The 1,954-nt window shown below is 58.5% G+C and carries 2 protein-coding genes; both read right to left on the reverse strand.

Going from position 1 to position 1,954, the window contains the following annotated elements:
- The coding region (gene mafB / locus ACRPFF_RS10905) for a polymorphic toxin MafB class 1 (RefSeq protein WP_432674656.1) at positions 1-1,009 on the reverse strand (1,009 nt) is incomplete at its 3' end.
- A gap of 3 nt (positions 1,010-1,012) precedes the next feature.
- The gene (gene mafA / locus ACRPFF_RS10910; protein ID WP_432674657.1) at positions 1,013-1,954 is read right to left on the reverse strand and encodes an adhesin MafA; all 942 of its coding nucleotides are present in this window, start codon (positions 1,952-1,954) and stop codon (positions 1,013-1,015) included.

A 1,954-nucleotide genomic window follows, 5' to 3' on the forward strand; every position in this document is an offset into this window, starting at 1 on the left:
CCCTTCCTAGTTTTGCCGCCTTCCCCAGTTTCGCCAACTTCTCAGCTTTGGCAAACGGCAGGATGTTGGCCAGGGCTTCGACGGTTTCGGCGGCATTGGGATTTTCCTGTATCCACCGGTCAACGGCTTCGCGCGTATTTTTTTCAAAGCCCGCCACGCTGCCCAAGCCGCCGATGGCGGCAAATTTGCCCTCGGTGGGCAAGGGAGCGATGTTGCGCATCGTGGCTTTGTCTATGGCATAGCCTGTTCCGTACAGTATGTCGCCTATGCCCAAGGCTTCGCCCGCGCTGATAAAGGGGTTGAGTGCTCCGGCGGCAATGCCGTTGATAAACTCCATGCTGTTGCCCCAGCGGTCGAGCTTGGCATTGTGCTCGAACATTTTTTTGTTGGCTTCATCGGCGCGGTCGGAGAAATTGCTGCCGAGGTTGTTGTAGTTGTCGGATATGCGTTGTCTGACGTCGCGGGTGTCGGTCGGATTGAGTTTGATACTGCGGGCTGTGCCGTTGACGTGATAGGTGTATTCGTCGCGTGCGCCCGTAGGTTTGGGGTAATTGCCGCCCTTCGGGCCGTCGTAGGCATCGGCGGGATGATGTTCGTGTCCTTCCCAGTTGAGCCGGTATACGGTAAAGCCTTCGTCAACGTTGCCTTGTTCTTTGCTTGCGCTGTCGGCGGCGTGGTTGTCGAAGGGGGCGTGTTCTTCGTGTCCGTGTCCTGAAAAGCGGGTGTGGTAGCCGATTGTGCCGTTGATATTTGCCTGTTGGATGAGCAGGTTGCCCATCTGGTGGGTATAGTCTTGGATGACGTTGATTTGACCGGTGCGGTCGGAGACGCTGCCGCGCGGGTCGCCGAAGAGATGGTATTTGCCGCCGGGTTCGTAGTGCTGCCGTTGGGCGTTATCGGTAATGAACGGGTCTTGCGCCAATTCTGCGGCGAGGACGGGCTGTATGAGTGCGGCCGCCGCTACGGCGCAGGCGGCAAGGAGGTTTGTTAGTCTTCGTAGCGGTTTCACGGTTTATCCTCCTTTGCGGCGGCGGATGACTTCGTTGCCGACATCGGGGTTTTTACCGTTGTTTTGTTTGAAGTCGGGACGGTTTTGGGCGGTTGTGTCGCCGTAGGGGGTGATGTCGGAGAAATCGACCATCAGGCGGTCTGAGGCTTTGACGGTTTTGCTGACTTTGTAAGGGCCGGTCCAAAGGGCGTATTGTTCTTGGTATTGGGATTCGTAGGCGGCGGTTTTAGGGGCAATCAGCAGTTTCCGGCTGTCGCGGTCGACGGCGAAATATTCGAGCTTGGTTTGGGCTTTAAGGGTTTCGGCGTTGTAGAGGTGTAGTTCGGTACGGCTGCGGACGGTGCCGAATACGTCGACGGTTACGAATACGTCGGTGTCGGCGTATTCGGGCGGTACGACCTCGATGCCGCGCAGGTAGAAGACGGTTTGAATGAGGTTAGTCAGGAAGGAAACGTCGCGGGGATTGGCGAGCAGGGTTTCGTTGCGGTAGTCGCCCGTGCCGTTGACGGACAGTCCGGCGGAGCGTTCGCCTTTGCGTCCGCTGTTTTTCGTCAGGGCGGCGGCGGGGGCGTTTAAGAGCGATGTGGAAGTGGTAACGCTGGAGAGCGCGTCGGATTTGGTGGTGGCGGTAGTGTCGTAGGCGGGGTAGCTGTATTGGGTGGCCCTTTCGGGGTTGTTGTGGTAGCCGCCGCGTATCAGTGCGTCGATAGAGTAGCGTCCGCCGCTTATGTTGCCCGAACCTTGGTCGCCCATAACGGAGACGTAAAGGGCGGCTTTGCGTCCTTTCAGGGCGGACAAATCCATTTCTTTGACGGCGGCGCGGGACGATGCGGCGACGAGTTCCTGTTCGACGGCAAAGCGTTTGCCGCCGCCGTGGGCGGGTATGCCGGTCAGTGTGCCGCAGGCGGTGAGGACGAGGGGGATGAGGAGGAGCAGGATTTTCAT

Origin of the sequence: Neisseria sp. SLRRB23 (genome assembly GCF_050896295.1) — a bacterium.
Taxonomy (GTDB): domain Bacteria; phylum Pseudomonadota; class Gammaproteobacteria; order Burkholderiales; family Neisseriaceae; genus Neisseria.